A 23,681-nucleotide genomic window follows, 5' to 3' on the forward strand; every position below is an offset into this window, starting at 1 on the left:
GAGTGCCGGACGCAGCGAGGTTCCGCTGCCTGGAACAAGGTCTCTTCTCTCTCAGCAAAAAGTAGCCATGCACGAACAATACACGCCCCGTGATATCGAAGCCGCCGCCCAGAACTTCTGGGACGAGCAACAATCGTTCGCTGTTACTGAACAGCCAGGCAAGGACACCTACTACTGCCTGTCGATGTTCCCGTACCCGAGCGGCAAGCTACACATGGGCCACGTGCGCAACTACACCATCGGTGACGTGATTGCCCGCTACCAGCGCATGCTGGGCAAGAACGTCCTGCAGCCGATGGGCTGGGACGCTTTCGGCATGCCCGCGGAAAACGCGGCGATGAAGAACAACGTCGCCCCGGCCAAGTGGACGTACGAAAACATCGACTACATGAAGACCCAGCTCAAGAGCCTGGGCCTGGCCATCGACTGGGCACGTGAAGTCACCACCTGCAAGCCCGACTACTACCGCTGGGAGCAGTGGCTGTTCACCCGCCTGTTCGAGAAAGGCATCATCTACCGCAAGAACGGTACCGTGAACTGGGACCCGGCGGACCAGACCGTACTGGCCAACGAGCAGGTCATCGACGGCCGTGGCTGGCGTTCGGGCGCGCTGATCGAGAAGCGCGAAATCCCGATGTACTACTTCCGCATCACCGACTACGCCGACGAGCTGCTGGAAAGCCTCGACGAGCTGCCGGGCTGGCCTGAGCAGGTCAAGACCATGCAGCGCAACTGGATCGGCAAGTCGCGCGGCATGGAAGTGCAGTTCCCGTTCGACCTGGCCAGCATCGGCCACGAAGGCACCCTCAAGGTCTTCACCACCCGTCCCGACACGCTGATGGGCGCCACCTACGTCGCCGTCGCCGCCGAACACCCGCTGGCCACCCAGGCCGCCCAGGGCAACCCGGCGCTGCAGGCGTTCATCGACGAGTGCAAGAGCGGCAGCGTTGCCGAAGCCGACATGGCCACCCAGGAGAAGAAGGGCATGGCCACTTCCCTGTTGGTCGAGCACCCGCTGACCGGCGAGAAGCTGCCGGTATGGGTCGCCAACTACGTGCTGATGCACTACGGCGATGGCGCCGTCATGGCCGTGCCGGCCCACGATGAGCGCGACTTCGAGTTCGCCCACAAGTACAACCTGCCGGTCAAGGCCGTGGTGCGCACCAGCGCTGGCGACGAAGTCGGCAACGAGTGGCTGGCCGCCTATGGCGAGCACGGCCAGCTGATCAACTCCGGCGAGTTCGACGGCCTGGACTTCGCCGGTGCCTTCGACGCCATCGAAGCCGCCCTGATCCGCAAGGAGCTGGGCAAATCGCGTACCCAGTTCCGCCTGCGCGACTGGGGTATCAGCCGCCAGCGCTACTGGGGCTGCCCGATCCCGATCATCCACTGCCCGTCCTGCGGCGACGTACCGGTGCCGGAAGACCAGCTGCCGGTCACCCTGCCGGAGAACGTGGTGCCGGACGGTGCCGGTTCGCCACTGGCGCGCATGCCTGAATTCTACGAGTGCAGCTGCCCGAAATGCGGCACCGCGGCCAAACGCGAAACCGACACCATGGACACCTTCGTCGAGTCGTCCTGGTACTTCGCCCGCTACGCCTCGCCGAACTACGAAGGTGGCATGGTCGACCCGAAAGCGGCCAACCACTGGCTGCCGGTCGACCAGTACATCGGCGGTATCGAGCACGCCATCCTGCACCTGCTGTACGCGCGCTTCTTCCACAAGCTGATGCGTGACGAAGGCCTGGTAACCTCGAACGAGCCGTTCAAGAACCTGCTGACCCAGGGCATGGTGGTCGCCGAAACCTACTACCGTGTGGCCAGCAACGGCGGCAAGGACTGGTTCAACCCGGCCGATGTTGAAGTCGAGCGCGATGCCAAGGCCAAGATCATTGGCGCCCGCCTGAAGACCGACGGCCTGCCGGTGGAAATCGGTGGCACCGAGAAGATGTCGAAGTCGAAGAACAACGGCGTCGACCCGCAATCGATGATCGACCAGTACGGCGCCGACACCTGCCGCCTGTTCATGATGTTCGCCTCGCCGCCCGACATGAGCCTGGAATGGTCCGACTCCGGCGTCGAAGGCGCCAGCCGCTTCCTGCGCCGCGTCTGGCGCCTGGCCCAGGCCCACGTGGCCCAAGGCCTGCCGGGCAAGCTGGATGTCGCCGCCCTGGACGACGCGCAGAAGGTCATCCGCCGCGCCATCCACGCCGCCATCAAGCAGGCCAGCACCGACGTAGGTCAGTTCCACAAGTTCAACACCGCCATCGCCCAGGTGATGACCGTGATGAACGTGCTGGAAAAGGCCCCGCAGGCCACTGAACAGGACCGTGCCCTGCTTCAGGAAGGCCTCGAGGCCGTCACCTTGCTGCTGGCACCGATCACCCCGCACATCTCCCACGAGCTGTGGCAACAGCTGGGCCACCAGCAGGCCGTCATCGACGCCAGCTGGCCAGCCGTCGACGAGGCAGCCCTGGTACAGGACACCGTCACCCTGGTGGTGCAGGTCAACGGCAAGCTGCGTGGCCAGGTCGAAATGCCGGCCGCCGCCAGCCGCGAAGAAATCGAAGCCGCCGCGCGCAGCAACGAGAACGTCCTGCGCTTCATCGATGGCCTGACCATCCGCAAGGTCATCGTGGTACCGGGCAAGCTGGTCAACATCGTCGCCAACTGATGGCAACGCCCGCCCGCAGCCACTGCGGGTGGGCGAACAGGCCCACAAGGGAGCAACAACATGATCAAACGCAATTTGCTGGTAATTGGCCTGGCGGTCATGCTCAGCGCCTGCGGTTTCCAGCTGCGCGGCACCGGCTCCACCGAGCTGAGCGTGAAGGAAATGGACGTCAGCGCACGCAACGCCTACGGCCCGACCGTGGTCCAGCTGCGTGAAGTACTGCAGCGTAGCGGTGTCAACGTGCACGCTGGCGCACCGTACCGCCTGGTGCTGACCAACGAGCAGGAGCGAGAGCGCTCGGCAACCTACAACAGCGGCAACCGTACCGCCGAGTACGAGCTGACCACCGTGCTGAACTACAGCATCCAGGGCCTGAACAACCTGGAGCTGATGAGCGACAAGCTGGAAGTGCGCAAGATCTACTTGCGTGACGGCTCGAACATCACCGGCTCCGAGCAGGAAGCCAACCGCGCCCGCGAAGAAATGCGTCGCGACCTGGTCAACGCCATGGTCGTTCGCCTGCAGATGCTGACCCCGTCCCAGCTGGACGAGCTGCAGCGTCAAGCCGACGAACGTGCCAAGGCCGAAGCCGCTGCGCTGGAGGCCGCTCGCCGCCAGCAGGCCGAAACGCCTCAGCAGTCGCCACTGGAAGTGCCGGGCAGCTAAGCCCGAGCGGGGTACCTTCGGGTGCCCCGCCTGTTTCCCATGAAGCTCGCCCCCGCCCAACTCAACAAGCACCTGCAGGGCGCCCTGGCACCGGTCTACGTGGTCAGCGGCGACGACCCGCTGCTGTGCCAGGAAGCCGCCGACGCCATCCGCAACGCCGCGCGCCAGCAGGGCTTCGACGAACGCCAGGTATTCAGTGCCGACGCCAACTTCGACTGGGGCACCCTGCTCCAGGCTGGCGCCAGCCTGTCCCTGTTCGCCCAGCGCCGCCTGCTGGAATTGCGCCTGCCCTCGGGCAAGCCCGGTGACAAGGGCGCTGCTGCGCTGATGGAATACTGCGCCAACCCCGCCGAAGACACCCTGCTGCTGGTCAGCCTGCCCAAGCTCGACGGCAGCGCACAGAAGACCAAGTGGGGCAAGGCGCTGATCGAAGGCGCCCACTGCCAGTTCATCCAGATCTGGCCGGTGGATGTGCACCAGCTGCCGCAGTGGATCAACCAGCGCCTGCAGCAGGCCGGCCTGTCGGCACAACGTGACGCCGTCGACCTGATTGCCGCACGCGTGGAAGGCAACCTGCTGGCTGCAGCGCAGGAAATCGAAAAGCTCAAGCTGCTTGCCGAAGGTAACCAGATCACCGTGGAGACCGTGCAGGCCGCCGTCGCCGACAGCGCCCGCTTCGATGTCTTCGGCCTGGTCGATGCCATTCTCAACGGCGAAGCCGCGCATGCCTTGCGCATGCTCGAAGGCTTGCGCGGTGAAGGCGTGGAGCCACCAGTGATTCTCTGGGCCCTGGCCCGTGAGCTGCGCCAGCTGGCCGGGCTGGCCCAGCAGTTCAGCCAGGGTGTACCGCTGGACAAGGCCTTCAGCCAGGCCCGCCCGCCGATCTGGGACAAACGCCGGCCACTGGTCAGCAAGGCCCTGCAGCGCCTGTCGGCGCAGCGCTGGGCGCAGTTGCTGCAAGATGCCCAGCGTATCGATGCACAGATCAAAGGCCAGGCCGAGGGCTCGCCCTGGACAGGCCTGGCGCGCTTGTCGCTGCTGATGGCCGGCCAGCGCCTGACACTGCCTCCCGAGTAACTGGGGCCGCTGTGGGAGCGGGCATGCCCGCGAATCAGGCGACACGGTGGATGGCACCGGCTTCGCCGGTGTTCGCGGCGGTTCGACGCCTCGACACGCCCGCTCCCACAGGGCTGCAATGTCCCCAACATCTCGAACCATAAACACAATCAATTGGCCCCACCCTGCCCGAAGCCCTACAGTGCGCCGCGAAACCCACCCAACCCGGGAACCCCGCCATGAGCAAAAAGCCGAAAAAGCACGGCCCCAACAAGGCCAAGTCGATCATCGCCCAACCGCTGTTCCGCTGCCGCCAGGAACGGCCGAACAAGGGCAAAGGCAGCTACCGCCGCGAAGCCTTCCAATCGAGAGATTGGGAGGCTTCCTACTTTTTGGCAGCATGAAAGCATCGAAAGCGCAGGCATGGTATGGTCGTCACCTGACCTGCAATTCTGGATCTGTGCATGCTCCTCAGTCTTCTCCCCCGCTGGAAAACCCGTCAGCTGATCGCGGCCTCCAGTTTCATCCTGCTCGTGGCCTGCGCAGAAAAGCCCACCGCCGCCGATGCCCTGCCGCTGGCCCCCGCCCAGCCCGCCCCGGTGGTGACCCTGCCCGGCACGACGCCCGACACCAGCACTGAAATCCAGCCTCTGCAAACCTTCGCGCAATGGCAGGCCGGCTTCCGCCAGCAAGCCCTGCAAGCCGGCATTTCGCAGGACACCTTCGACCGCGCCTTCCTCGGCATCACCCCTGACATGGACGTGATCAAGGCCGATCGCAGCCAGCCGGAGTTCACCCGCCCGGTATGGGAATACCTCGAAGGCGCCCTGTCGCCCCTGCGTGTGCGCAACGGCAAGAAACTGCTGGAGCAGAACGCCGAACTGCTGACCCGCATCGAGCAACGCTATGGCGTCGATCGCCAGGTGCTGGTCGCGGTATGGGGCATGGAAAGCAACTTCGGCCAGTTCCAGGGCAACAAGTCGGTGATCCGCTCGCTGGCTACCCTGGCCTATGAAGGCCGCCGCCCGCAGTTCGCCCAGGACCAGCTGATCGCCGCGCTGCAGATCATCCAGCATGGCGACATCCAGCCTGAAGCCATGCGCGGCTCGTGGGCCGGCGCCATGGGCCAGACCCAGTTCATCCCGACCACCTACAACACCCATGCCGTGGACTTCGACGGCGATGGCCGACGCGACATCTGGAACAGCACGGCAGACGCCCTGGCATCGACCGCGCACTATCTGCAGAGCTCGGGCTGGAAACGTGGCCAGCCGTGGGGCTTCGAGGTCCAGGTGCCGCCTGGCTTCGATTACTGGCAGGCCGATGGCGCCCTGCGCAAGCCGGTGAGCGAGTGGCTGGCGATGGGCGTGAAACTGCCTGCCGGTACCCAGCTGCCGGTGGGCAGCAACCAGCTGTCTGCCGCCCTGCTGCTGCCAGCGGGCGCGCGCGGCCCGGCGTTCCTGGTGCTGGACAACTTCCGCGCCATCCTCAAGTACAACAACTCGTCGTCCTACGCGCTGGCGGTAAGCCTGCTGGGTGATCGCTTCACGGGCTGGGGCTTCATTGCCGGCAGCTGGCCGAAAGAAGACCTGCCGCTCAGCCGCAGCGAGCGCATGGAGCTGCAGAACCTGCTGAACAGCAATGGGCACGAAGCCGGCAATGCCGATGGCATCATTGGCGCCAATACCCGCAAGGCGATCCGCAATGCCCAGCAGGGGTTGGGGTGGCCGGCGGATGGGTATCCGACCCACAAACTGCTCGAGAGCCTGCGTCAGCAGTGAGAATCTTGGGGTCGCTGCGCGGCCCATCGCGACACAAGGCCGCTCCTACAAGCGATCGCGAACCATCGGGGTAACGCGGTCTCCTGCAGGAGCGGCCTTGTGTCGCGATGGGCTGCAAAGCAGCCCCGACAATCTCAAGCCTGGAAAAGATCCTGCTCCAGCAGCAAGCTCTGCCGATCACTGTCCAGCATTACCCGAGCCCCCAACGGCAAGCACACATTCGGGTCACAATGCCCACTGCGCCACCCGGCCAGCACCGGCACACCCAGCGGTGCGAAGATATCCTCCAGCAGGGGCGTCAACGCCGCAGTGGTAATCCCGGCAAAGTCCCCCACCAGCACCCCCTTCACCCCCTCCAGCTTGCCCGCCAGGCGCAGTTGGGTCAGCAAGCGATCCACCCGGTACAGCGGCTCGTTGACGTCCTCGATGAACAGGATGCAGCCCTGCGTATCCAGCTCGGCAATCGTCCCCAGGGTCGCGCCCAGCATCGACAGGTTGCCGCCCAGCAGCGGCCCGCTGGCCACCCCATGCAGCACGCTGCTCAAAGGGAAGTCAGCAGGGTGCACGATCTGCTCCCCTGCTCGCACATGCCCACCCAGCTGCGCCAGCAACGAAGTCTCGGTTGGCGGCAACTTGGCCCCCAGCAGGTCGGCATTGAGCATCCCGCCATGGAAGGTGAGCAGCCCGGTATGCCGGTAGATCGCCGTGTGCAGCGCGGTGATGTCGCTGTAGCCGATCAACGGCTTGGGGTTGCGCCGGATCAGTTCGAAATCGAGCTGGTCGAGCAGGCGCATGCTGCCGTACCCCCCACGCATGCACAGAATGGCGTCGATGGCCGGGTCGGCAAAGGCATCATGCAGGTCCTGTAACCGCTGCAGGTCCGGCCCCGCCAGATAGCCCTGGGCCTGAAGGGCTCCCGGATAGATGCGGCAGCTGTAGCCTCTATCAACGAACCACTGGTTGACCTTGTGCGTATCCAGCCGCGCCGCGCCCGCCGGGGCGACAATGGCAAAACAGGCATCACGCGGCAGCGCGGCGGGCAGGCTGGGTTGGAAGGTTTCGGCGCAATTCATCGCGGCTCCTTGCAGCACGTGTGGCACAAACAAAAATGCCGATGCCGCCCTTCGGCGCGCATCGGCATGCGTGGCTCTGTGCTTGGCTCAGAGCTTGATCTTGGCTTCGTGAGCCTGCTGGTCAGCGTGGTACGAAGAACGCACCAGCGGGCCGGAAGCGACGTTCTTGAAGCCCATCTTGTAACCTTCCTCGGCGAACCAGGCGAAGGTGTCCGGGTGGACGAAACGCTGCACCGGCAGGTGGCTGCGCGACGGCTGAAGGTACTGGCCGAGGGTGAGCATGTCGATGTCATGCTCGCGCATGCGGTGCATCACTTCGATCACTTCCTCGTCGGTTTCGCCCAGGCCGAGCATCAGGCCCGACTTGGTCGGTACGTGCGGCACCAGCTGCTTGAACTTCTGCAGCAGGTCCAGCGACCAGTCGTAGTCCGAACCCGGGCGTGCGGCCTTGTACAGGCGCGGTACGGTCTCGAGGTTGTGGTTGAACACATCCGGCGGCTCTTGCGCGGTGATCTCCAGGGCAATATCCATGCGCCCACGGTAGTCCGGCACCAGGGTTTCCAGCTGTACGCCCGGCGACAGCGCACGGATTTCGCGGATGCAGTCGGCAAAGTGCTGGGCACCACCGTCACGCAGGTCGTCGCGGTCCACCGAGGTGATCACCACGTACTTCAGGCGCAGGTCGGCGATGGCGATGGCCAGGTTCTTCGGCTCGTCCAGGTCCAGCGGTTTCGGCCGGCCGTGGCCAACGTCGCAGAACGGGCAACGACGGGTGCAGATGTCACCCATGATCATGAAGGTGGCGGTACCACCGGAGAAGCACTCGCCCAGGTTCGGGCAGGATGCCTCTTCGCATACGCTGTGCAGCTTGTGCTTGCGCAGCAACTGCTTGATGCGGTCTACCTCGGGCGACACCGGGATACGCACGCGGATCCAGTCGGGCTTCTTCGGCAGCTCTTCGGTGGGGATGATCTTCACCGGGATGCGCGCCACCTTTTCGGCACCACGCAGCTTGACCCCGGCTTCCACCTTCTTCGGCGCTGGGCGCGGGGTGGCATCCTGGGTAGGTATCAGGTTCGGCACGGCTTCTTGCACAGTTGTCATATTCAGTCGATTCCGCCCGTGAGGGTCGTCTGCTCAGCGTAGTCGAGGTGCTTGACCAGCTGTCCGCGCAGCCTTGTCCTGACCTCGTCGAGTTCGATCGGACCTGCCAGGTCGCGCAGCTGGGTCATCGCCAGCCCCGCATAGCCGCAGGGGTTGATTCGGCGGAATGGCGCGAGGTCCATGTCCACGTTCAGGGCAAGGCCGTGGAATGAACGGCCGTTGCGGATTCGCAGGCCGAGGGAGGCGATTTTCGCTCCGTCGACATAGACGCCCGGGGCATCGGGCTTGGCCGCGGCCTGGACATCGTAACTGGCGAGCAGGTCGATGAGGGTCTGCTCGATACGGCTGACCAGCTCACGCACGCCAAAGCCCAGCCGGCGCACATCCAGCAGCAGGTAGGCCACCAGCTGCCCGGGGCCATGGTAGGTCACCTGGCCACCGCGATCGGTCTGCACCACCGGGATGTCGCCCGGCACCAGCAGGTGCTCGGCCTTGCCGGCCTGGCCCTGGGTGAAGACCGCGGGGTGCTCGACCAGCCACACTTCATCCTGGCTGTCCGGGCTGCGTTGCTCGGTGAAGCGACGCATGGCCTCCAGCACCGGTTCGTAGGGCTGCAGGCCAAGCTCGCGAAAACCGAGGCAGGCGGACATCAGAGCACCATTTTCACGATGCCGGTAGCGCGCAGGGCGCTGTTGATATCGTGAAGCTGGTTCTCGCTTTCGGCAACGATGTGCAATTGCACGGTGGTGTACTTGCCTTCCTTGCTCTGGCGCTCGGCCAGGGTGGAAAGGTCGACCTTGGCGTGCTTGCTCAGGATCTCGATCACCGTGTCCTTGAAGCCGACAACGGTGTCACCGATGACCTTGATCGGGTAATCGTCGCAGGGGAATTCGATCTTGTGCGACTTGACGTCTGGTTCGCTCATGGCGGAAACGGCCTCGTAAGCCGTGGCAACAACAACGCCCCCGCAGGATACGCGGGGGCATGCAGGTCACGTATCAGTTGAACAACCCGTAGAAGAATAGACGGATGCTATCCCACATACGGCGGAAGAAACCACCTTCCTCGACGCCATCGAGGGCGATCAGGTCGGCGCTGTGAACCACTTTCTCGTCCAGTTTGACTTCCACTTTGCCGATCACGTCACCTTTGGCGATTGGCGCGGTGAGCTGCGGGTTCATGGTCATCGAAGCCTGAAGGCGCTTCAATTGGCCTTTAGGCATAGTCAGGGTCAGGTCGTTGGCCAGGCCGGCTTTCACTTCGCCAGTCGCGCCCTTCCAGACCGGCGACTTGGTCAGCTCGGTACCCTTCTGGTAGAAGGTCTGGGTTTCGAAGAAGCGGAAGCCGTAGGTCAGCAGCTTCTGGGTCTCGGCAGCACGCGACTGCTCGCTGTTGGTGCCGAACACCACGGCGATCAGGCGCTGGCCATCGCGAACGGCCGAAGCCACCATGCAGTAGCCGGCTTCGTCGGTGTGGCCGGTCTTCAGGCCATCGACGGTCTTGTCACGCCACAGCAGCAGGTTGCGGTTTGGCTGCTTGATGTTGTTCCAGAAGAACTCTTTCTGCGAGTAGATGGCGTAGTGGGCCGGGTCGACGTTGATGATCGCACGGGCCAGGGTCGCCATGTCGTGGGCCGACGAGTAATGCTCCGGGTGCGGCAGGCCGGTCGGGTTCATGAAGTGGCTGTTGCCCATGCCCAGGTCGGCAGCGGTCTTGTTCATCATGTCGGCGAAGGCGTCTTCGCTGCCGGCGATGTGCTCGGCCAGGGCGACCGAGGCGTCGTTGCCGGACTGGATGATGATGCCGTGCAGCAGGTCGCTGACGGTCACCTGGCTGCCCACCTTGATGAACATGCGCGAACCGCCGGTACGCCAGGCGTTTTCGCTGACGGTAACCGGGTCGTTTTCACCGATCTGGCCGCGACGGATGTCCAGGGTGGCGATGTAGGCCGTCATCAGCTTGGTCAGGCTGGCTGGCGGCAGGCGCTCGTCACCGTTGTTCTCGACCAGCACGTTGCCGCTGGACGCATCCATGAGTACGTAGGACTTGGCTGCCAGTTGCGGTGGCGCCGGCGTCATCTGCTCAGCCGCGAAGGCGGCAGGCGTGATCATCAGCAGTACGGGCAGGCAAAGTCGTTTGGCAAGGTTGGTGATGTTCATCCGTCTCTCGAAAATCGCTAATGGTCTGATGTTCCCTGGGCAAGATCATGTGCCCAGCGCCAGTCAGTCTAGTTTTGTGGCCGTAGGCCAGGCTCGCAAAGTGCGGCTTTATGTCGCTGCGGGCAAAAGCCGACATTGTACATGCCCGCGCCCGGCAATTCATGACAAAACCGACAGTTTAACGGTTGCCTTGAATGGGAACGCGGTCATTGTAGGAGCGGCCTTGTGTCGCGATCGGGCTGCAAAGCAGCCCCAGCCACTTTTGCATTCATGCAGAAACCCTGGGGCCGCTGCGCGGCCCTCTCGCGACACAAGGCCGCTCCTACAGAAAGCGCATCAAGGCTGGAGCTCCACTGTCAGTCAGCTGTGACCAGCTTGGCCTGCCCAAGGTTCGCCAGGCGGATGCTGTCCTGCGCTTGCTGGATCTCGCCCTGGCTGTTGATCGGCCCCAGGCGCACGCGGTGCAGGGTCTGCTGGTTGCGCACGATCGAGCTGATGAACACGGGCGCGCTGACCATGCTGCTGAGCTTGGAGCGCAGCAGTTCGGCGGCGTCCGGGTTGGCGAAGGCGCCCACCTGCAGGAAGCTGCCGCCACTGCCGGCCGGCACGTTGTTGCCAGCCACCTGCACCGGCACCACCGGCGCCGCATGCTGCTGGGGCGGCGGGGTCCATTGCTCGACGCGCCCGGTACTGGCCGGGATTGCCTGGGTCTGGGCCACCTGCGGCTCTTTCAGCACCATCGGTGGCGTCTGGCCACGCTGGGCCCACCATTGTTGCGGGTCGATGCCTTCGACGCGCACGTGCGCGGTACCGATCTCGGCATAACCGAGCTTTTTCGCCGCGGCATAGGACAGGTCGATGATGCGGTCCGAATAGAACGGCCCACGGTCGTTCACCCGCAGGATCACGCTGCGGCCGTTGGCCAGGTTGGTCACCCGCACGTAGGCCGGCAGCGGCAGGGTCTTGTGCGCCGCGCTCATGCCGTACAGGTCGTACAGCTCGCCGTTGGCGGTGTTCTGGCCGTGGAACTTGGTGCCGTACCACGACGCGGTGCCCTCCGCGCGATAGTTGCGCGAGTCCTGCATCGGGTAGTAGGTCTTGCCCAGCACCGTGTACGGGTTGGCCTTGTAGTTGCCGGTGTGCACGGTTGGCGTGGCGTCGGGGATCTTGTTCACATCCACGTCCCACCACGGCGCGCCGTCCTTGTGCGCCCGGTTGATGTCCAGGCCCGGCTGGGTGCGCACCACGTTGCCACTGCTTTGCTGGGAAGGGCGGTTGGACGAACAGCTGGCCAGCACCACGCCGACGGCGAGGCAGGTGAACAGCTTGAAAGAGTTGCCAGAGAAGATTGCGCGCATTACTTGACGCCCCGTGCTTGAACCAGCTGTTCCGATAGCTGATGCACCGCCATGGCATACATCACGCTGCGGTTGTAGCGAGTGATCGCGTAGAAGTTCTTCAGGCCCATCCAGTACTCGGGGCCATTGTCGCCCTCGAGACGGAAGGCGGTAACCGGCAGATCATCGCGCAGCGAATCATGGACCGACCAGCCAAGCGTGCGCAACTCCCCAACGGTTTTTACCGGCTCGATGCCGGTAGTCAGGCCTTCGTCGGCGCGCCCACCGTCCACCCAGGCACGGCTGACCACACCTTCGCCGGCCACCCAGCCGTGGCGCTTGAAGTAGCTGGCCACGCTGCCGATGGCATCGTCCGGGTTGTTCCAGATATTGATGTGGCCGTCGCCGTCGAAGTCCACCGCGAAGTTGCGGAAGCTGCTCGGCATGAACTGCGGCAGGCCCATGGCGCCGGCATAGGAGCCCTTGAGCGTCAGCGGGTCGAGCTGCTCCTCACGGGCCAGCAGCAGGAACTCGCGCAGCTCCTTGCGGAAGAATTCGGCCCGTGGCGGGTAGTCGAAGCCCAGGGTCGACAAGGCATCGATCACCCGGTAGTTGCCGGTGTTGCGGCCAAAGAAGGTTTCCACGCCGATGATGGCGACGATGTACTGCGCCGGCACGCCGTATTCTTGCTCGGCACGGGCCAGCACCGCTTCGTGCTGGCGCCAGAAGTCCACACCGCGGGCGATGCGCGCGTCGGTGATGAACATCGGCCGGTAGTCCTTCCACGGCTTTACCCGTTCGGCCGGGCGCGAAATGGCGTCGAGGATCGACTGTTTGCGCTGCACCTCACTGAACACACCCATCAGCTGCTCAGGGGCAAAGCCATGGTCGCGGCTCATTTCGCCAACGAACTGGGCCACCTGGGGCGAGCCTTGATAATCGCCGGCATGGGCCAGCTGTACAGCGCCGAACAGGCCCACCGCGCCGATCCACGGCGCACAACGGGCAGCCCAGTTACGCACTGCTTGCATGAAATTCTTCACCTTATTCAAACCTGAGCGATCCATTTGCGGTGCGTGTGGATCGACATCAGAACGCCAAACGCTGACAGCAGCGTCACCAACGAAGTTCCGCCATAGCTGATGAAGGGCAGCGGCACGCCCACCACGGGCAGAAGGCCGCTGACCATACCGATATTGACGAACACGTATACAAAGAAGGTCATGGTCAGGCTGCCCGCCAGCAGCTTGCCGAACAGGGTCTGCGCCTGGGCGGTGATCATCAGGCCACGGCCGATCAGCAGCAGGTAGACGATCAGCAGCAGGCAGATGCCGACCAGGCCGAATTCCTCGCCGAGCACGGCAATGATGAAGTCGGTGTGGCTTTCCGGCAGGAAGTCCAGGTGCGACTGGGTGCCGAGCAGCCAGCCCTTGCCGAACACACCGCCCGAGCCGATCGCCGCCTTCGACTGGATGATGTTCCAGCCAGTGCCCAGCGGGTCGCTTTCCGGGTCGAGGAAGGTCAGTACCCGCTGCTTCTGGTAGTCGTGCATGACGAAGAACCACATCGCCACCGCCACTGGCACCGCAGCCGCCAGCACGCTGAGGATCCAGCGCCAGCGCAGGCCTCCCATGAACAGCACGAAAGCCCCGGAGGCGAGGATCAGCAGCGCCGTGCCCAGGTCGGGCTGGCGCACGATCAGGATGAACGGCACGCCGATCAGCACCAGGCTGATCGCCACATGCTTCAGATGCGGCGGCAACGTGCGCTTGGACAGGTACCAGGCGATGGTCGCCGGCATGATGATCTTCATGAACTCCGAGGGCTGGAAGCGGATCACCCCGGGGATGTTGATCCAGCGCGTGGCGCCCATGGCGTTGTGGCCCATCACGTCCACCACCACCAGCAACAGCACCCCGGCCAGGTAGGCCAGCGGCACCCAACGGGCCATAAAGCGCGGCTCCAGCTGGGCGATGATGAACATCGACACCAGGCCGATGCCGAACGAGGTGGCCTGCTTGAGCAGCAGGTCCCAGTTCTTGCCACTGGCCGAGTACAGGACAAACAGGCTGCCGGCCGCGAGGGTCAGCAGAATGATCAGCAAAGGGCCGTCGACGTGGATGCGCTGCAGAAAGCTGGCGCGCCGACGCATCACATCCTCGCTGGAGAGCATGCGATCGAAATTGTTCATCACAGGGCTGATTCCTGGGTAACGGTGGCAGGCGCGAACTCGGGCTTGAGCCGGCCGTTTTCGTCAAGCAGCCAGGCGTCCATCACCTGGCGCACCACCGGGGCGGCGACGCCCGAGCCGGACTCACCGTTCTCGACCATCACCGAAACCACGATCTTCGGGTCCTCGGCCGGGGCGAAGGCGACGAACAGGGCGTGGTCGCGGTGGCGCTCCTGGAGCTTGTTGCGGTCGTACTTCTCGCCCTGCTTGATCGCCACCACCTGGGCGGTACCGCTCTTGCCGGCAATGCGGTACTGCGAGCCGATGGCCGCCTTGCGTGCGGTACCGCGGGCGTTGTGCATCACCTGCTCCATGCCATGGGTAACCTTGGCCCAGTCGGATTTGTCACGCAGCACGATGTTTTCCATGGGGTTGTCGTCCACCGGCGGCTGGCCTTCGATGGTCTTGGCCAGGTGCGGGCGGTTCCACACGCCCTTGTTGGCGATCAGCGCAGTGGCCTGGGCCAGTTGCAGCGGCGTGGTCTGCATGTAGCCCTGGCCGATGCCGAGGATCAGGGTTTCGCCGGGGAACCAGGCCTGGCGGCGGGTGGCGCGCTTCCATTCGCGCGACGGCATCAGCCCGGCGGATTCCTCGAACATGTCGAGGGAAACCCGCTGGCCGATGCCGAACTTGTTCATGTAGCTGGACAGCCGATCGATGCCCATCTTGTGGGCAAGGTCATAGAAGTAGGTGTCGTTGGAGCGCATGATCGCGGTGTCCAGGTCGACCCAGCCATCGCCCGAACGGTTCCAGTTACGGTATTTGTGGTCGTAGTTGGGCAGTTGGTAGTAGCCCGGGTCGAACACCCGGCTGCCGGCATTGACCACGCCGCTGTCCAGGCCGGCGATGGCCACCGCCGGCTTGATGGTCGAGCCTGGCGGGTACAGGCCACGCAGCACGCGGTTGAACAGCGGTCGGTCGATCGAGTCGCGCAGTTCGGCATAGGCCTTGAAGCCGATGCCGGTGACGAACAGGTTGGGGTCGAAGCTGGGCTGGCTGACCATCGCCAGCACCTCGCCGGTACGCGGGTCGAGCGCCACCACCGCACCACGCCGGCCACCCAGGGCGGCCTCGGCGGCCTCCTGCAGCTTGATGTCCAGGCTCAGCACGATGTCCTTGCCCGGTTTCGGGTCGGTACGCTTGAGCACCCGCAGCACACGGCCGCGGGCGTTGGTCTCGACTTCCTCGTAGCCCACCTGGCCATGCAGGTCGGCTTCGTAGAAGCGTTCGATGCCGGTCTTGCCGATGTGGTGGGTGCCGCTGTAGTTCACCGGGTCGAGGGTTTTCAGCTCTTTCTCGTTGATCCGCCCCACATACCCCACCGAATGGGCGAAGTGCGCGCCCTGCGGGTAATGGCGCACCAACTGGGCCACCACTTCCACGCCCGGCAGGCGGAACTGGTTCACCGCCACGCGGGCGATCTGCTCTTCGTTGAGTTCGAACAGGATCGGCACCGGCTCGAACGGCCGGCGGCCCTGGCGCATGCGCTTCTCGAACAGGGCGCGGTCGTCGGGCGTCAGTTCCAGCACTTCGACGATGGTATCCAGCACTTCCTGCCAGTTACCCGCACGTTCGCGGGTCATCGACAGGCTGAAGCTGGGCCGGTTGTCGGCGACGATCACCCCGTTGCGGTCGAAGATCAGCCCGCGGGTCGGCGGGATCGGCTGCACATGCACCCGGTTGTTCTCCGACAGCGTCGAGTGATAGTCGTGCTGGATGACCTGCAGGTAGTACAGCCGCGCGATCAGCACGCAAATGAGCAGCATGATCGCCACTGCGCCGACCACGACGCGGTTGCGCACCAGGCGGGCGTCTTTCTCGTGGTCCTTGAGACGGATCGGCTGCGACATCGGACTGCTTACAGGCTCATTTATGGTAAGGATGCCCGGACAACACGGTCCAGGCGCGGTAGATCTGCTCGCCGATGAGTATCCTTACCAATGGGTGCGGCAAGGTCAGCGGCGACAGCGACCAGCGTTGCTCGGCGCGCGCACAGACCTCGGGCGCCAGGCCTTCCGGGCCGCCCACCATCAAATTCACCGTGCGCGCATCCAGGCGCCAGCGGTCCAGCTCGGTCGCCAGCTGCTCGGTACTCCAGGGCTTGCCATGGACCTCGAGGGTGACGATGCGTTCCCCTGGCTGAACCTTGCTCAGCATGGCCTCGCCCTCCTGACGGATCAGGCGGGCGACGTCGGCATTCTTGCCACGGGTGTTCAGCGGGATTTCCACCAGCTCCAGCGACAGCTCGGCGGGCAGGCGCTTGGCATATTCATGCCAGCCTTCCTCGACCCACTTCGGCATGCGCGAGCCGACCGCGATCAGGCGCAGACGCACAGCGCTTTCCTTATTCCCGGTCCTTGAGCTTGTCGGAGTACTCGTGGGCATGGTCCGGGCTGTGGTGCTTGCCATCGGCGGCACGGCTTTGCTCGGCACCCTGCCACAGGCGCTCCAGGTCGTAGAACTGGCGGGCAGCGGCGGTCATCATGTGCACGATGACGTCGTTCAGGTCCAGCAGCACCCAGTCGCTGTCGCCCTTGCCTTCTTCACCCAGTGGCTGGGCACCCTTGGCCTTGACCGCTTCGCGGACCTTTTCCAGCATCGCGTTGATCTGGCGGTTGGAGGTACCGGTGGCAATGATCATGTAGTCGGTCAGGCTGTGCTTTTCGCGCACGTCGATGACCTGGATGTCCTGGGCCTTGACGTCTTCCAGCGCTGCCTTGGTCAGGGCGACCAGTTCTTCGCCGTGGATTTTCTGCTTGGTCATATAAAACTCGTTCAACTCGTTGGATGAGGCGCCAGAGGCACCGTCAGTTAGGTGCACGATACAGTTCGTGCGCCTCGATGTAGGCCAGTACGGCGTCCGGCACCAGGAACCTCACCGATTTGCCGCTGGCCAGCAGCTGTCGGATCTGTGTAGCCGACACCGCAAGCGGCGTCTGCCAGACGAACGAAATGTTTCCCGCCGGGCCGGACATGGCGGTGGGATCGCTCTCCGAGCGCGCAGCCAGCAGGTTGCGCAGCTCGTCAGGGGGTTCTACGTCGGCATCCGGGCGTTGCAGCACCAGGATGTGACAGTGTTGCAGCAATTCTTCCCAGCGGTGCCAGCCGGGCAAGCCACAGAAGGCATCCCAGCCCAGCACCAGGAACAGCTGGTCGTTGGCGCCTAGTTCGGTGCGGATCGATTCCAGCGTGTCGATGGTGTACGACGGTTTGTCGCGCGCCAGTTCGCGGGCATCCACGCTCAGGCAGGGCACGCCCTGTACAGCGCCTTGCACCATGGCCAGGCGGTCCTGCGCGGCCACCTGCGGAGTGTCGCGGTGCGGCGGCCGGGCGTTGGGCAGCAGGCGAAGCTCGTCCAGCCCCATGAGCTCGGCCACTTCCAGCGCGCTGCGCAGGTGGCCGATGTGCACGGGGTCGAAGGTGCCGCCAAGAATGCCGATGCGCCGGACTGCCTGGGCCTTGCTCAACTCAGCAGGACTCCTGGCCGCGCAGCTGGCCGTCGCCGATCACTACGTACTTCTCGCAGGTCAGGCCTTCCAGGCCGACCGGGCCACGGGCATGCAGCTTGTCGGTGGAAATGCCGATTTCCGCACCCAGGCCGTACTCGAAGCCGTCGGCGAAGCAGGTCGGGGTATTGAGCATGACCGACGCCGAGTCGACCTCAGCCATGAACTGGCGGGCTTCACCCTGGTGTTCGCTGATGATCGAATCGGTGTGGTGCGAGCCATAGTGGTTGATGTGCTCGATGGCCTGGTCCAGGCCGTCGACCACACGGATCGACAGGATCGCGTCCAGGTACTCGGTGTGCCAGTCGGCCTCGGTGGCCGGCTTGGCGTCGATGATCGCCCGGGTGCGCTCGCAGCCACGCAGCTCGACGCCCTTCTCCTGGAAGCGGCGGGCCATTTCCGGCAGGAAGCGCTCGGCCACCTGCTGGTCGACCAGCAGCGTTTCCATGGCGCCACAGATGCCGTAGCGGTAGGTCTTGGCGTTGAACGCCACGCGCCAGGCCTTGTCCAGGTCGGCGTGCTGGCTGACGTAGACGTGGCAGATACCGTCCAGGTGCTTGATCACCGGCACGCGGGCATCGCGGCTGATGCGTTCGATCAGGCCACGGCCACCGCGCGGCACGATGACGTCGACGAATTCCGGCATGCTGATCAGCGCGCCCACGGCTTCGCGGTCGGTAGTCTCGACCACCTGCACCACGGCTGCCGGCAGGCCGGCGGCGGCCAGGCCACGCTGGATGCAGGTGGCGATGGCGCGGTTGGAGTGGATGGCTTCGGAGCCACCACGCAGGATGGTCGCGTTCCCCGACTTCAGGCACAGGCTGGCGGCATCGATGGTCACGTTCGGGCGCGACTCGTAGATGATCCCGATCACCCCCAGCGGCGTGCGCATCTTGCCAACCTGGATACCGGATGGGCGGTAGCTCATGTCGCGGATGGCACCGACCGGGTCCGGCAGGCTGGCCACCTGGCGCAGGCCGGTGATCATGCCGTCGATACGCGCCGGGGTCAGCGCCAGGCGGTCGAGCAGCGCCGGCTCCAGGCCGTTGGCACGGCCGGCGGCCAGGTCCAGCTCGTTGGCAGCGGTAAGCTCGGCACGAGCGGCGTCCAGTGCATCGGCGGCAGCCTGCAGGGCGCGGTTCTTCTGCGCGGTGCTGGCACGGCCGATCACCCGGGAAGCCTCACGGGCAGCGCGACCCAGGCGGGTCATATAGTCAAGAACGGACTCAGTCATGGGTTCGGTGTCTTGGCGAAGGGGAAATCGGCTGATTATAACTGCCGCGCAGGTGTACGCCCAGCGGCGGGTGGCGGATGGTAGAAAATGGCTGGGGGCATTGTGTAGGAAAGATGTAACCGGGGTTATCGAAAAACCCACCATCTGTTGCGGCCTTTTCGCGGGCACGCCCGCTCCCACAGGGATTGCACAAGGCCTGGGACCTCCGAGGTACCTGTGGGAGCGGGCGAGCCCGCGAAAGGGCCGGCACTGCCAACATCCCACTCGATTCAGCCTCGATTAAGCCATTCATTGCTATCATCCCCGCCTCCCAACCGCGAACCGCCCGCATGCCAGCCTTGCCCGACAGCTTTTTCGACCGCGACGCCCAGACCCTGGCCAAGGCCCTGCTGGGCAAGGTCATCCGCCATCGCCACGGCGACCTGTGGCTGGCCGCGCGCATCATCGAGACCGAGGCCTACTACCTCACCGACAAGGGCAGCCACGCCTCGCTCGGCTACACCGAAAAACGCAAGGCGTTGTTCCTCGATGGCGGGCACATCTATATGTACTACGCGCGCGGCGGCGACTCGCTGAACTTCAGCGCCCACGGCCCGGGCAACGCGGTGCTGATCAAGTCGGCCTATCCTTGGCAGGACGCCCGCTCGGGGCCGAACAGCCTGGCGCAGATGCAACTGAACAACCCCGATACCAGCGGCAACCTCCGCCCGGCCGAGCGCCTGTGCGCCGGCCAGACCTTGCTGTGCCGGGCCCTGGGCCTGAAGGTGCCGCACTGGGACGCCCAGCGTTTCGACGCCGAGCGCCTGTACGTGGAGGATTGCGGCAACGCCGTGCCACGGGTGATCCAGGCCACCCGCCTGGGCATCCCGCATGGCCGCGACGAGCATCTGCCCTACCGTTTCGTCGATGCCGAATACGCCCGTTTCTGCACGCGGAACCCGTTACGTCGTGGCCAAGTCGAAGGCCGCGACTTCTTCATTATCGAACAAGGAAGCTGAACCATGGGCCAATGGCTCGACAGCCTGACCGGCTGGCTCAGCGCCAACCCGCAGTGGCTTGGCCTGGCGATTTTCCTGGTGGCCTGCATCGAGTGCCTGGCCATTGCCGGCATCATCGTGCCAGGCACTGTGTTGCTGTTCGCGGTCGCGGTACTGGCCGGCAGCGGCGCCTTCAGCCTGGGCGAAACGCTGCTGCTGGGCTTTCTCGGCGGCCTGGTGGGCGATGCCTTGTCGTACACGGTGGGCAAGTACTTCCACCAGAACATCCGCCGCCTGCCCCTGCTGCGCCACCATCCGGAATGGATCGGCAGTGCCGAGGCCTACTTCCAGCGCTACGGCATCGCCAGCCTGCTGGTAGGGCGCTTCATCGGGCCGCTGCGGCCAATGCTGCCGATGGTCGCCGGCATGTTCGACATGCCACTGCCGCGCTTCATCGCCGTCAGCCTGGTGGCCGGTGCCGGCTGGGCGGTGGCCTACCTGCTGCCCGGCTGGGCTACCGGCGCGGCCATGCGCCTGCCCCTGCCGGAAGGCTTCTGGCTGGATGCCGGGATCATCGCTGGCACCCTGGCAGTCATCATCGGGCTGAGCCTGAACACCAGCATTCGCGATCAACGCCACGGCACCCGGCTGATCGCCGGCATGAGTTTCCTGGCCTTGGCCGGGGTCTTCCTCGGCTGGCCCTACCTGCACGAATTCGACCAGGGCGTGATGACACTGGTGCAGGAACACCGCAGCCAGGCCATCGATGGCGCCGTGGTGCTGGTGACCCGGCTGGGCGATTTCCGCACCCAGTTGTTCCTCGGCGGCCTGCTGACGGGCCTGCTGCTGCTTGCCCGGCAGTGGCGGCATGCCATGTTCGCTGCGGGCGCGCTGATGGGTACGGCGCTTGCCAACGGCACGCTGAAGTGGCTGTTCGCCCGGGCCCGCCCGGAAGTGCTGAGTGACCCGCTGACCAGCTACAGCATGCCCAGCGGGCACAGTTCGGCGTCGTTTGCGTTCTTTCTGGTGATGGCGGTGCTGGCCGGGCGCGGGCAGCCGCCGCGGATGCGCCTGACCTGGGTGATGCTGGGCTGTATTCCAGCGCTGGCGATTGCCCTGTCACGGGTGTATTTGGGGGCGCACTGGCCGACCGACATCCTCGCCGGGGCCTTGCTGGCGTGCTGTGTGTGCGCGCTCAGCCTGGCATTGGTGCAGCGCCACCAGACCCTGCCGGCCTTGCCGCTGCGGGTGTGGTGGCTGGTGTTGCCGGCGTGTGTCGCGTTGCTGGCGTTCTTTGCCATGCATGCGCTGCCGCAGGCTTTGCTGCGGTATCAATATTGATGTCGCCTGTACCGACCTCTTCGCGGGCTTGCCCGCTCCTACAGGTACCGGCCCGAGAGGGCGCTATCTCTGTGGGAGCGGGCAAGCCCGCGAAGAGGCCGGTACTGGCAACCCATCACTATCAGGCAAAAAGCTCTCCCTGAATCCGCTCCAGCAGCTTCTGGATTTCCCCCAACCGCTCCTGTGGCGAGTCGAGGGTCAGCAAATCCAGCTTGTCCTCTTCCATGAATGGCAGCAGGTACGCCAGCTGGTTGGCCAACGCCTGGCGCCCGTCTACCGGGCGCGGCATGTCCAGGGCTTCGACCATCGGGTGTTCGCCCAGGGCCACCAGCAACGCCAGCAGGTCTTCGTCCGCCTCGAGCAACGGGCTGTCCGCCTGCTCCGGCAGCCATTGCACCTGCCCCACCAGCAACTGGTCCTTCTGCACCTCGGTGCTTTCCAGGTTGAAGCGCCGCACACCTTCGACGCGGATACCCAGCAAGCCGTTATCCTGCTGCACGAAGTCACGGATCACCGCCTCGCAGCCGATCGAGGCAACCACCGGCGGCGCCTTGCCGACCTGCTCGCCTTCCAGGATGCACACCACACCAAAACCTTCGCCCCGCTTCATGCAGCGCCCGATCATGTCCAGGTAGCGCGCCTCGAAAATCTGCAAATCGAGAAAACAACCAGGAAACAGCACGGTATTGAGTGGAAACAGCGGTAGCGTCATCACAAGTCCTCAAGCCACCAGGCTGACCGCCAGCGGCAGGAACACCGCCGTGGCCACCCCCATCAGGCTCATCGCCAACGCGGCAAAGGCGCCGCATTCGTCACTTTCCTGCAGGGCCACCGAAGTGCCCACCGCGTGCGCGGTCACGCCCAGAGACATGCCGCGTGCCTCGGGGCTATGCACGCCAAAACGGCTCAGCAGCGCCGGGCCGAAGATTGCCCCGATCACCCCGGTAATCAACACGAACACCGCCGCCAGGGCCGCCACACCGCCAATCTGCTCGGCCACCAGCATGGCGATCGGCGAGGTCACCGATTTCGGCGCCATGGTCATCAGGATCATGTGCTCGGCACCGAACCACCAGCCCAGCAACAGGCAGCACAGCGTGGCGAACAGGCCTCCGACTACCAGCGTAGTAAATGTGGGCCAGAACAGCTGCCGGATACGCCGCAGGTTGAGGTAGAGCGGCACGGCCAGGGCCACGGTGGCAGGCCCCAGCAGGATGTTCATGATTTCGGTGCTCTTGCGGTATTCGCGGTAGTCGATGCCACACACCAGCAACACGCCGATCACCAGCAGCATCGACACAAGTACCGGCTGCAGGAAGATCCAGCGGGTCTTCTCGTAGGCCGCCAGCACCACCTGGTAGGCCCCAAGCGTGATGCCGATACCGAACAAGGGATGATGAACGACCGCATCCAGTGCGCCTTGCCAGTCGAGCATCATGGCTGCTCCTCGCGCCGGCCCTGGCGGTGGATGAGCTTTTGCATCAACACGCCGACGAACACCAGGGTCACCAGGCAGGAGATCAGCAAGGCACCGGCAATGGCCCAGAAGTCGGCGGCGATATCCCTGGCATACACCATCACCCCCACCGCTGGCGGCACCAGCAACAGCGGCAGGTAGCGCAGCAGGCTGCTGGCGGCCTCGTTCAGCGGCTTGCCCACCTCACCACGGGCCATGAGGAAGAACAACAGCAGCAACAGGCCAATGATCGGCCCCGGCAAAAACGGCACCAACAGGTGGTTGATCGCCGTCCCCAGCAGCTGGAACTGCACCAGCCAGGTCAAACCACGCAACAGCATAAGCATCTCCCTCGGGCATGGCCGCCATTATAAGCATGTGCCGCCATATACCGATATTCGTCGAAAAGCGCGCAACTTGACTGAAACGGTTCGCCGTGCTGATCTTGCACTTTCGTACCAACTGACAACCTGGAGAGTCCGCGATGCCCCATGTACCGGTTACAGAGCTTTCGCAGTACGTTGGTAAGGAACTGGGCCACTCGGCCTGGCTGAAGATCGACCAGCAACGCATCAACCTGTTCGCCGAAGCCACGGGCGATTTCCAGTTCATCCATGTCGACCCGGAAAAGGCGGCGAAAACCCCGTTTGGCGGCACGATCGCCCACGGTTTCCTGACGTTGTCGCTGATTCCCAAGCTGATCGAGGACATCCTGATCCTGCCGGAAGGGCTGAAGATGGTGGTGAACTACGGACTGGACAGTGTGCGGTTCATCCAGCCGGTCAAGGTCGACAGCCAGGTGCGGCTGAAGGTGGACCTGGCCGAGGTGACCGAGAAGAAGCCGGGGCAATGGTTGCTCAAGGCGATTGCCACGCTGGAGATCAAGGGAGAAGAGAAGCCTGCTTATATAGCTGAGTCGCTTTCCCTCTGTTTTGTCTGATGCACCACAGTTTCTGTGGGAGCGGGCAAGCCCGCGAAGCAAGCACCGCGGTGGATGGCACGGGCTTCGCCCGTGTTCGCGGGCGCGCCCGCTCCCACAGGGTGCATGCCAGGATTTCAATGTTGTGCAAGGCATTAACCCCAACGA

At 64.5% G+C, this 23,681-nt stretch carries 24 protein-coding genes; 8 read left to right on the plus strand and 16 right to left on the minus strand.

All coding sequences use genetic code 11. The features are described 5' to 3' along the window. The first annotated feature begins 67 nt into the window (after positions 1-67). The 5 genes from leuS (at position 68) to C163_RS22990 (ending at position 6,177) form a co-directional block, all read left to right on the plus strand. On the plus strand, positions 68-2,674 hold the full coding sequence (gene leuS, locus C163_RS22970) for a leucine--tRNA ligase (RefSeq protein ID WP_025340759.1): 2,607 nt from the start codon (positions 68-70) through the stop codon (positions 2,672-2,674). A gap of 60 nt (positions 2,675-2,734) precedes the next feature. Further along, a complete protein-coding gene (lptE, locus tag C163_RS22975) occupies positions 2,735-3,340 on the plus strand; it encodes an LPS assembly lipoprotein LptE (RefSeq protein ID WP_025340760.1) in 606 nt (201 codons plus the stop codon). Between the two features lie 39 nt (positions 3,341-3,379). Beyond that, the gene (holA, locus tag C163_RS22980; protein WP_025340761.1) at positions 3,380-4,417 is read left to right on the plus strand and encodes a DNA polymerase III subunit delta; all 1,038 of its coding nucleotides are present in this window, start codon (positions 3,380-3,382) and stop codon (positions 4,415-4,417) included. Positions 4,418-4,635: 218 nt separating this feature from the next. Further along, positions 4,636-4,800: an alternative ribosome rescue factor ArfA gene (arfA, locus tag C163_RS22985; RefSeq protein ID WP_025340762.1), complete on the plus strand. Its 165-nt coding sequence runs from the start codon at positions 4,636-4,638 to the stop codon at positions 4,798-4,800. 60 nt (positions 4,801-4,860) lie between these two features. Next, entirely contained in the window at positions 4,861-6,177 is a 1,317-nt protein-coding gene (locus C163_RS22990) for a lytic murein transglycosylase (protein ID WP_025340763.1), read from the plus strand. A 134-nt stretch (positions 6,178-6,311) separates the two neighbouring features. Here the strand turns inward: C163_RS22990 and C163_RS22995 are convergent, their stop codons facing one another. The 13 genes from C163_RS22995 to C163_RS23055 form a co-directional block, all read right to left on the minus strand. After that, positions 6,312-7,250, minus strand: coding sequence for an LD-carboxypeptidase (locus C163_RS22995; protein ID WP_025340764.1), 939 nt, complete (start codon positions 7,248-7,250; stop codon positions 6,312-6,314). A gap of 87 nt (positions 7,251-7,337) precedes the next feature. Next, complete coding sequence (gene lipA, locus C163_RS23000) at positions 7,338-8,354, minus strand: lipoyl synthase (protein WP_003257574.1); 1,017 nt, start codon at positions 8,352-8,354, stop codon at positions 7,338-7,340. A 2-nt stretch (positions 8,355-8,356) separates the two neighbouring features. Further along, a complete protein-coding gene (gene lipB / locus C163_RS23005) occupies positions 8,357-9,004 on the minus strand; it encodes a lipoyl(octanoyl) transferase LipB (protein WP_013974352.1) in 648 nt (215 codons plus the stop codon). Further along, entirely contained in the window at positions 9,004-9,279 is a 276-nt protein-coding gene (locus C163_RS23010) for a DUF493 domain-containing protein (protein ID WP_003249736.1), read from the minus strand. Before C163_RS23010 ends, lipB begins: the two co-directional genes overlap by 1 nt. Before the next feature lie 73 nt (positions 9,280-9,352). Further along, positions 9,353-10,513: a D-alanyl-D-alanine carboxypeptidase family protein gene (locus C163_RS23015; RefSeq protein ID WP_025340765.1), complete on the minus strand. Its 1,161-nt coding sequence runs from the start codon at positions 10,511-10,513 to the stop codon at positions 9,353-9,355. Positions 10,514-10,869: 356 nt separating this feature from the next. Then, positions 10,870-11,871 carry a septal ring lytic transglycosylase RlpA family protein gene (locus C163_RS23020; protein ID WP_025340766.1) on the minus strand — a complete coding sequence of 334 codons (1,002 nt, stop codon included), beginning with the start codon at positions 11,869-11,871 and terminating at the stop codon, positions 10,870-10,872. Next, complete coding sequence (mltB, locus tag C163_RS23025) at positions 11,871-12,881, minus strand: lytic murein transglycosylase B (RefSeq protein ID WP_025340767.1); 1,011 nt, start codon at positions 12,879-12,881, stop codon at positions 11,871-11,873. Before mltB ends, C163_RS23020 begins: the two co-directional genes overlap by 1 nt. A 17-nt stretch (positions 12,882-12,898) precedes the next feature. After that, positions 12,899-14,002: a rod shape-determining protein RodA gene (gene rodA / locus C163_RS23030; protein WP_015271941.1), complete on the minus strand. Its 1,104-nt coding sequence runs from the start codon at positions 14,000-14,002 to the stop codon at positions 12,899-12,901. Positions 14,003-14,040: 38 nt separating this feature from the next. Further along, positions 14,041-15,930, minus strand: coding sequence for a penicillin-binding protein 2 (gene mrdA, locus C163_RS23035; protein WP_025340768.1), 1,890 nt, complete (start codon positions 15,928-15,930; stop codon positions 14,041-14,043). A 16-nt stretch (positions 15,931-15,946) separates the two neighbouring features. Then, positions 15,947-16,414: a 23S rRNA (pseudouridine(1915)-N(3))-methyltransferase RlmH gene (rlmH, locus tag C163_RS23040; RefSeq protein WP_003249722.1), complete on the minus strand. Its 468-nt coding sequence runs from the start codon at positions 16,412-16,414 to the stop codon at positions 15,947-15,949. A gap of 10 nt (positions 16,415-16,424) precedes the next feature. Further along, on the minus strand, positions 16,425-16,844 hold the full coding sequence (gene rsfS, locus C163_RS23045) for a ribosome silencing factor (RefSeq protein ID WP_013974359.1): 420 nt from the start codon (positions 16,842-16,844) through the stop codon (positions 16,425-16,427). A 43-nt stretch (positions 16,845-16,887) separates the two neighbouring features. Beyond that, on the minus strand, positions 16,888-17,547 hold the full coding sequence (nadD, locus tag C163_RS23050) for a nicotinate-nucleotide adenylyltransferase (protein WP_025340769.1): 660 nt from the start codon (positions 17,545-17,547) through the stop codon (positions 16,888-16,890). A gap of 1 nt (position 17,548) precedes the next feature. Next, positions 17,549-18,820, minus strand: a complete 1,272-nt coding sequence (locus tag C163_RS23055) for a glutamate-5-semialdehyde dehydrogenase (protein WP_025340770.1) — start codon at positions 18,818-18,820, stop codon at positions 17,549-17,551. Between the two features lie 329 nt (positions 18,821-19,149). On the opposite strand from C163_RS23055, the gene C163_RS23060 reads away from it, so the two are divergent. Together C163_RS23060 and C163_RS23065 are read left to right on the plus strand one after the other, a co-directional pair. Then, a complete protein-coding gene (locus C163_RS23060) occupies positions 19,150-19,818 on the plus strand; it encodes a DNA-3-methyladenine glycosylase (RefSeq protein ID WP_025340771.1) in 669 nt (222 codons plus the stop codon). 3 nt (positions 19,819-19,821) lie between these two features. Further along, the gene (locus C163_RS23065; protein WP_025340772.1) at positions 19,822-21,138 is read left to right on the plus strand and encodes a bifunctional DedA family/phosphatase PAP2 family protein; all 1,317 of its coding nucleotides are present in this window, start codon (positions 19,822-19,824) and stop codon (positions 21,136-21,138) included. Between the two features lie 121 nt (positions 21,139-21,259). Here the strand turns inward: C163_RS23065 and C163_RS23070 are convergent, their stop codons facing one another. The 3 genes from C163_RS23070 to C163_RS23080 are packed head-to-tail and all read right to left on the minus strand — an operon-like array spanning position 21,260 to position 22,935. Continuing rightward, positions 21,260-21,850, minus strand: coding sequence for an LON peptidase substrate-binding domain-containing protein (locus C163_RS23070; RefSeq protein ID WP_025340773.1), 591 nt, complete (start codon positions 21,848-21,850; stop codon positions 21,260-21,262). A 9-nt stretch (positions 21,851-21,859) separates the two neighbouring features. Then, on the minus strand, positions 21,860-22,576 hold the full coding sequence (locus C163_RS23075; RefSeq protein ID WP_025340774.1) for an LrgB family protein: 717 nt from the start codon (positions 22,574-22,576) through the stop codon (positions 21,860-21,862). After that, positions 22,573-22,935 (minus strand): CidA/LrgA family protein, encoded by a 363-nt coding sequence (locus C163_RS23080; protein ID WP_025340775.1) that lies wholly within the window; start codon positions 22,933-22,935, stop codon positions 22,573-22,575. The genes C163_RS23075 and C163_RS23080 overlap by 4 nt, the downstream gene beginning before the upstream one ends. Before the next feature lie 143 nt (positions 22,936-23,078). On the opposite strand from C163_RS23080, the gene C163_RS23085 reads away from it, so the two are divergent. Further along, complete coding sequence (locus C163_RS23085) at positions 23,079-23,534, plus strand: MaoC family dehydratase (protein ID WP_025340776.1); 456 nt, start codon at positions 23,079-23,081, stop codon at positions 23,532-23,534. Positions 23,535-23,681: the final 147 nt, after the last annotated feature.

Source organism: Pseudomonas sp. FGI182 (genome assembly GCF_000511325.1).
In the GTDB taxonomy this organism is placed as follows: Bacteria; Pseudomonadota; Gammaproteobacteria; order Pseudomonadales; family Pseudomonadaceae; genus Aquipseudomonas; species Aquipseudomonas putida_Z.

Excerpts from the sequence above, each read along its gene's own strand:
- leuS (WP_025340759.1), top strand. The coding sequence starts at position 68 with ATGCACGAACAATACACGCCCCGTGATATCGAAGCCGCCGCCCAGAAC.
- lptE (WP_025340760.1), top strand. The coding sequence starts at position 2,735 with ATGATCAAACGCAATTTGCTGGTAATTGGCCTGGCGGTCATGCTCAGC.
- holA (WP_025340761.1), top strand. The coding sequence starts at position 3,380 with ATGAAGCTCGCCCCCGCCCAACTCAACAAGCACCTGCAGGGCGCCCTG.
- arfA (WP_025340762.1), top strand. The coding sequence starts at position 4,636 with ATGAGCAAAAAGCCGAAAAAGCACGGCCCCAACAAGGCCAAGTCGATC.
- C163_RS22990 (WP_025340763.1), top strand. The coding sequence starts at position 4,861 with ATGCTCCTCAGTCTTCTCCCCCGCTGGAAAACCCGTCAGCTGATCGCG.
- C163_RS22995 (WP_025340764.1), bottom strand. The coding sequence starts at position 7,250 with ATGAATTGCGCCGAAACCTTCCAACCCAGCCTGCCCGCCGCGCTGCCG.
- lipA (WP_003257574.1), bottom strand. The coding sequence starts at position 8,354 with ATGACAACTGTGCAAGAAGCCGTGCCGAACCTGATACCTACCCAGGAT.
- lipB (WP_013974352.1), bottom strand. The coding sequence starts at position 9,004 with ATGTCCGCCTGCCTCGGTTTTCGCGAGCTTGGCCTGCAGCCCTACGAA.
- C163_RS23010 (WP_003249736.1), bottom strand. The coding sequence starts at position 9,279 with ATGAGCGAACCAGACGTCAAGTCGCACAAGATCGAATTCCCCTGCGAC.
- C163_RS23015 (WP_025340765.1), bottom strand. The coding sequence starts at position 10,513 with ATGAACATCACCAACCTTGCCAAACGACTTTGCCTGCCCGTACTGCTG.
- C163_RS23020 (WP_025340766.1), bottom strand. The coding sequence starts at position 11,871 with ATGCGCGCAATCTTCTCTGGCAACTCTTTCAAGCTGTTCACCTGCCTC.
- mltB (WP_025340767.1), bottom strand. The coding sequence starts at position 12,881 with ATGCAAGCAGTGCGTAACTGGGCTGCCCGTTGTGCGCCGTGGATCGGC.
- rodA (WP_015271941.1), bottom strand. The coding sequence starts at position 14,002 with ATGCGTCGGCGCGCCAGCTTTCTGCAGCGCATCCACGTCGACGGCCCT.
- mrdA (WP_025340768.1), bottom strand. The coding sequence starts at position 15,930 with ATGTCGCAGCCGATCCGTCTCAAGGACCACGAGAAAGACGCCCGCCTG.
- rsfS (WP_013974359.1), bottom strand. The coding sequence starts at position 16,844 with ATGACCAAGCAGAAAATCCACGGCGAAGAACTGGTCGCCCTGACCAAG.
- C163_RS23055 (WP_025340770.1), bottom strand. The coding sequence starts at position 18,820 with ATGACTGAGTCCGTTCTTGACTATATGACCCGCCTGGGTCGCGCTGCC.
- C163_RS23060 (WP_025340771.1), top strand. The coding sequence starts at position 19,150 with ATGCCAGCCTTGCCCGACAGCTTTTTCGACCGCGACGCCCAGACCCTG.
- C163_RS23065 (WP_025340772.1), top strand. The coding sequence starts at position 19,822 with ATGGGCCAATGGCTCGACAGCCTGACCGGCTGGCTCAGCGCCAACCCG.
- C163_RS23070 (WP_025340773.1), bottom strand. The coding sequence starts at position 21,850 with ATGACGCTACCGCTGTTTCCACTCAATACCGTGCTGTTTCCTGGTTGT.
- C163_RS23075 (WP_025340774.1), bottom strand. The coding sequence starts at position 22,576 with ATGATGCTCGACTGGCAAGGCGCACTGGATGCGGTCGTTCATCATCCC.
- C163_RS23080 (WP_025340775.1), bottom strand. The coding sequence starts at position 22,935 with ATGCTGTTGCGTGGTTTGACCTGGCTGGTGCAGTTCCAGCTGCTGGGG.
- C163_RS23085 (WP_025340776.1), top strand. The coding sequence starts at position 23,079 with ATGCCCCATGTACCGGTTACAGAGCTTTCGCAGTACGTTGGTAAGGAA.